This window comes from Oleiphilus sp. HI0123 (assembly GCF_001635315.1).
In genome coordinates, this window is sequence record NZ_LWGE01000973.1 from 1 (window position 1) to 5,753 (window position 5,753).

Below are 5,753 nucleotides of genomic sequence, written 5' to 3' on the forward strand. Positions count from 1 at the left end.
AACGCTACCAACGGTGATTACCGGCTTACCTGTCAACTCCTTAGTCCAACCAGCAAGATTCAAGTCAGAGTTATCGAACTCATTTTCCCAGAATCGGCGTGTTGAGCAGTGGAAAATATCGACTCCGGCTTCAGATAAAGGCTGTAGGAATTGTTTCAGTTCCTCTGGAGAGTTGGCCAACCGTGCCTCATAGTCTTGTTGCTTCCACTGAGAGAAACGTAAAATAATCGGAAAGTCCTCTCCGACCCGAGCTCTGACAGCCTGAATAAGCTCAACCCCAAAGCGAGTTCGCTTGAGCATATCACCACCATATTCATCAGTACGCTGGTTTGTTCCTTCCCAGAAGAACTGGTCAACTAGGTAGCCGTGCGCGCCATGTATTTCCACAGCATCAAAGCCAATACTTTTTGCATCTTCAGCAGCCTGTGCGAAAGCTTCAATAACCTCAGCAATATCTTCCTGCGTCATCGCTACGCCATTTTCTTTGCCTGGCTTAAACAAACCAGAAGGGCTATAGCCCGGTACAGACTTATCAGGCTCTACGCCCTCTTTACGAACTGAACCTACATGCCACAGCTGAGGCGCGATCTTTCCACCTTTCGCATGAACCGCATCAACTACTTTTTTCCAGCCAGCTAATGCTTTCTCACCATGCATGAAGGGGACATTAGGATAACCATTTGCAGCTTTATGACCAACTGGGGTGCCCTCTGTAATGATCAGGCCCACATCATTTTCAGCACGACGCTCGTAGTACGCGACAACTTGTTCATTTGGGACGTTACCCGGTGAAAATGTGCGAGTCATCGGCGCCATCACAATACGATTTTTTAGTTGTAATTTACCTAAGTCCAGCGTTTCAAATAAGGGGCTAACATTACTCATATAAATCTCCTATCTTAACTTTTCAAAGCTATTACTATTGCAAACTACCTACCTGAAGGTAGGCTTATTAAGCAAAAGAAAAGGCTTGCAACACGCTGTCAAAGGACAAGTGCTCAAACCTTTATTTGCGAATTAAATTCTCATATTGCTGCATTGTTTGGTGAAACAAATCCTGGCCATGTAGGCGAGCGTAATAAAGCGCGCCTTTGCAGCTAAAAATAAATAGCGCAGCCATTGCTCGCGTATCTTCAAGCTCAGCAAATTCACCCTGTTCTATACCTTCATCAATGACCTTCGTGACCCAAGCAAGCTCTATATCGTCGAGCTTCTTTATCTGCACCTTAATAGAGTCTGGCAGTTTGCTTAAGTCATTATAGAAGGCACTAATTGGGCATACTCGCTGCTCAGATAAGGCGTGCTTCATCGCGGCACTTAAATAACGTTCCAGCTTATTCCAATGATTTGCTGCACGTTGGTCGAAATAAGCAAGACCTTGGCTAAGCCAGTCATGCGTCCAATCACATAGGGCCAGACCGAGATCTTCTTTCTTAGGGAAGTGATGATGAACACTCGCCTTGGTAATGCCCAGTTCTCTGGATATATCTAAATAACTGAAGCCATCAAAGCCACGGTCCCGAAGCTTATCAGCAGAAAACTCGACAATACGTTGCTTGGTATTCATCAGGGAACCACTTCACTAAAATAGTTTGTTCAATTATTAAACACACCTTACCTACCTGAAGGCAGGTTGTCAAACCTATGCTAAAAAATTGAACATCAACCACCTCACGCAAGCCTGGCTTACCGGCCGGCACCCCGGATATGGGAGTTGACGTGAGTTAATCTAGATGCTATGTAGACTTGAATGAATGGCTAGAACAACTCAATATCACCAGAGCGATTATCGATAGCCTCTATTTCACCTTTGTCGACTAAGTTTTTATAGTTCTTGATACAGTTACGCCCACTCGCTTTGGCATGATAAAGCGCCGCGTCGGCTCTTTCGAATAGTAAGACGCTATCGCAGTTATGAGCCAGAAGGACAAAACCAATACTAACCGTAATATGATCTACTTGGGGGAAGTGATGATCAGCAATTTCTCTGCGCAAATCTTCTAGTAAATCCGCAGCCTCTGAGCGCCCCATACCCTGCAACAAAATAATAAATTCTTCACCACCAAAGCGATAAAGATAATCATCACGCTCAAAAAAATCTTTCATCAAGTTGGCAACAGCAATTAAGGTTTCATCGCCAATAACATGCCCAAAGCGATCATTCACTGACTTAAAATGATCTATATCCAATACAGCAATAACATTCTCATCATTCGACTTAGCATTATCGGTTAATTGCGTGTATTCGAGATCAAAGGAGCGGCGATTTTTTAAAGCTGTAAGCTGGTCTTTATTAGATCGATTTAAATGGCCATGTTGATTAACATAAACCGCGATGAGCTGAACGACTTGATTGATCAAACTGACTTTCGGCTCTATATCCAGCAACATGCTAATTTCTTGCCCGGTACTCAAATGTATCGGAAATACCGTTTCCGGCTCTGCTAGAGCCTTGGTATTAAGTGAAACCTTTGATTCGGATTTAGCACCAGAGACTGGCTGATAAGTGGCGAGCACGACAAGCTCAGTACTGAGTCTATAATCCCCAAGACATAAACGGACATAACCGGGATTTAATAACTTGCCGACCGCGCGAACAAATCGCTCATCAAGATTCTTGGAGGTTTCTGCATAGATCAAATCCACTAAGGATTCACAATTACAGAGATTGGGCTCAATAATTTTCATTAAGGGTCTGCTTGGCTATGTCATGGTCTGATACAAACATAACAGAGCAGAAAGTAAAGTCTAGAGAAGATTTACCGCTAGTAAAACAAAGCCAGCCCCAATTGGCTCAATATACCTGGGACTGGCTTTTTTAGGCTAGCCTTGCATTAGCAAGTAGTCAAAGGCTGCAAGAGAAGCTTTGGCACCTTCCCCCATAGCGATCACGATCTGTTTATAAGGCACGGTCGTCACGTCACCGCAGGCAAAGATTCCTGGTACGTCAGTCTGACCTTTGGCGTCTACAATTACCTCGCCATAGGCGTTCATTTCTACAATGCCTTCCAGGAAGCCACTATTGGGCACCAAGCCTATTTGGACGAAAATGCCTGATAATTCCTGGCGCTTAATTTCACCACTATCACGATCTTCGTATGCTAAGGCAACAACCTTGCCACCTTCAGCCAAGACTTCTTTGGTCGCTACATTACGCAGAATAGTAATATTCTCACGTTTTTTAGCTTGCTCAACCAAGACTTTGTCAGCCTTTAATTCAGGCATAAACTCGTAGATTGTGACAGATTTTACGATACCAGCTAAATCCAAAGCCGCTTCAACACCTGAATTTCCGCCACCAATAACAGCAACATCCTTACCTTTAAAGAACGGTCCGTCACAGTGCGGGCAGTAAGCAACACCTTGACCTATGTTTTCCTTCTCGCCAGGAATGCCAAGCTCTCTCCACTTTGCACCGGTCGCAACAATCACCGTCTTGGTTTCGATCACTTCACCCGAAGAGAGTTCAATCTTATGGTTTTCACCCCCCTGGCCTTTCTCGATGTTCGCGACTCGTAAGTGTTCTCTGACGGTCACGTCATATTCTTTAATATGCTGCTCCAAAGCCGTAGACAATTCCGGGCCGGTTGTTTTAGGCACAGAGATCAGGTTTTCGATCCCCATAGTGTCTTTCACCTGTCCACCAATCCGATCTGCGATGATCGCTACTTTCAAACCTTTTCGAGCACTATACACCGCTGATGCTGCACCTGCCGGGCCACCACCAATCACAACAACATCCTGAACAGGTAGTGCTTCAGCAGGCTCTGCTGCCTGAGTGATGTCGGGGTATTTAGCCATCAATTTCTCTAGTAGGACTGCCTGGTCAATTTTACCGTTAGCGAATACTTCACCATTCAAGTAAACACTAGGCACACCTTGAATACTTCGCTCTTCGATCAAGTCCGGATAGACACCGCCATCAATGGTTTCAGTGGTAATCTTATCGTTGACCAAAGCAAACTGATTCAAAGCCTGGACCACTTCAGGACAATTGTGACAACTCAAGCTTACAAAGACTTCGAAGTTAAGTGCTTCCTGTACACCACTTATGATCGACTTTATTGAATCATCCAACTTCATATCAGTACCCGAAGCGTGAAGCACCGCAAGCACTAGCGAATTGAATTCGTGACCGCCAGGAATACCGGAGAACCGAATTCCCGTATCTTCTCCATCACGTTCTAACAAAAAACTTACCGGGCTTTGCAATACTGATTTTATATCACGTTCTTCAAGTGAAATCTTGTCGCTAACCGATGCGAAACTGCTGAGAAATTCCATCAACTCCGCTTTTTTGTCATGCTCACCTGTTTGCACAACAAAGGTGATATCATTCTGCATATTGGCGGTATAGCCTTTAAGCGCGTTCAAAATGTCATTCGTCAACATTCTCTTATCCTCGTTTTAAATACCTTTGGAGATTCAGGAGGCTCTTATATGAACCTCCTGAGATACTGCTATTTAGCGTTTAATGCAGACTAGATCTTGCCAACCAAATCCAGGCTTGGAGTCAATGTTTCTTCACCTTGTTCCCACGCTGCTGGGCATACTTCGCCGTCATGTTGGTCTACGTATTGAGCCGCTTTGACCTTACGAACCATGTCTTTTGCAGAGCGACCGATACCTAGGTCGTGAAGCTCAGCAACCTTGATGATGCCTTCAGGGTTGGCTAGGAAAGTACCACGTAGTGCCAAACCTTCTTCTTCGATCATTACATCAAAGCCGCGAGTAATGACACCTGTTGGATCACCGATCATTGGGTAGTTGATCGTACCAATCGCCTCACTCGTGTCGTGCCATGCTTTGTGAGTAAAGTGCGTGTCAGTCGAAACTGAGTAAACTTCTACACCTAGCTTCTGAAGCTCTTCGTAGTGCTTCGCCATGTCTTCAAGCTCAGTTGGGCAAACAAACGTGAAGTCTGCTGGGTAGAAAAGGAAGATTGCCCACTTACCCTTTACATCTTCAGTTGTCACTTCTTTAAACTCGCCGTTGTGAAAAGCTTGAGCAGTAAATTCAGGGATTGATTTGTTGATCATGTTCGCCATGTTGTATTCCTCGATTAAGTTTGTGTTGTGTGTTTCGACAGGAATAAGATTAAGCGCGAACAAGAATTAAATAAATTGAATTAAATAAAAGGTGATGTTCAAAAAAACTGAACATTGATCTAAACTCATCACTATTATTGTGAGAAGAGAGCAAGACCATGATTTCACTCAAGCAAATTCACTATGCTTTGGCTGTCGAGAAAACGCTGCACTTCAAGAAAGCTGCTGAAGCCTGTTCAGTATCTCAGTCAGCACTGAGCACCGCCTTAAGTGAATTAGAAAAGCAGTTGGATATTCAAATATTCGAACGAGACAATAAGAAGGTACTGATTACCCCCACCGGAAAGATGTTTCTGCAACGGGCACAAAGTATCAAACTGGAAGTCGACAGCCTTTATCAACTATCGCAAAACCAGAAAGCGCCTTTAAATCATCCGATGACGGTTGGTGTCATTCCAACAGTCGGGCCTTACTTACTTCCCAAAGTCTTACCTGCACTTCGCCAACAATACCCTGACTTCAAACTGACAATTATCGAAGAGCAGTCTCATGTCCTGGTAGACATGATCCGCAAAGGCGAGATTGATACCGCAATTCTGGCGCTACCCTATCCACATGACGGACTGTTAGCCTTTGAGTTCTTTCAAGAAGACTTTTACTGGCTGACGCGCAATGATGCAGAGCAATCAGGTTTAGATGAAATCA

The 5,753-nt window shown here is 44.3% G+C and carries 6 protein-coding genes; 1 reads left to right on the forward strand and 5 read right to left on the reverse strand.

Annotation, left to right across the window (positions count from 1 at the left end; all coding sequences use genetic code 11):
* The 5 genes from A3761_RS08410 to ahpC form a co-directional block, all read right to left on the reverse strand.
* On the reverse strand, positions 1-885 hold an 885-nt coding region (locus A3761_RS08410), incomplete at its 3' end, for an NADH:flavin oxidoreductase (protein ID WP_068750109.1).
* A gap of 121 nt (positions 886-1,006) precedes the next feature.
* Positions 1,007-1,567: a TetR/AcrR family transcriptional regulator gene (locus tag A3761_RS08415; RefSeq protein WP_068509249.1), complete on the reverse strand. Its 561-nt coding sequence runs from the start codon at positions 1,565-1,567 to the stop codon at positions 1,007-1,009.
* 191 nt (positions 1,568-1,758) lie between these two features.
* Positions 1,759-2,688, reverse strand: coding sequence for a GGDEF domain-containing protein (locus A3761_RS08420; RefSeq protein WP_068554784.1), 930 nt, complete (start codon positions 2,686-2,688; stop codon positions 1,759-1,761).
* Positions 2,689-2,823: 135 nt separating this feature from the next.
* Positions 2,824-4,392 carry an alkyl hydroperoxide reductase subunit F gene (gene ahpF / locus A3761_RS08425; RefSeq protein ID WP_068510428.1) on the reverse strand — a complete coding sequence of 523 codons (1,569 nt, stop codon included), beginning with the start codon at positions 4,390-4,392 and terminating at the stop codon, positions 2,824-2,826.
* Between the two features lie 89 nt (positions 4,393-4,481).
* The gene (ahpC, locus tag A3761_RS08430) at positions 4,482-5,039 is read right to left on the reverse strand and encodes an alkyl hydroperoxide reductase subunit C (protein ID WP_368664618.1); all 558 of its coding nucleotides are present in this window, start codon (positions 5,037-5,039) and stop codon (positions 4,482-4,484) included.
* A gap of 167 nt (positions 5,040-5,206) precedes the next feature.
* Here ahpC and A3761_RS08435 point away from each other — a divergent pair.
* Positions 5,207-5,753 (forward strand): LysR family transcriptional regulator (locus tag A3761_RS08435; RefSeq protein WP_156491752.1); only part of this gene is annotated, 547 nt, incomplete at its 3' end.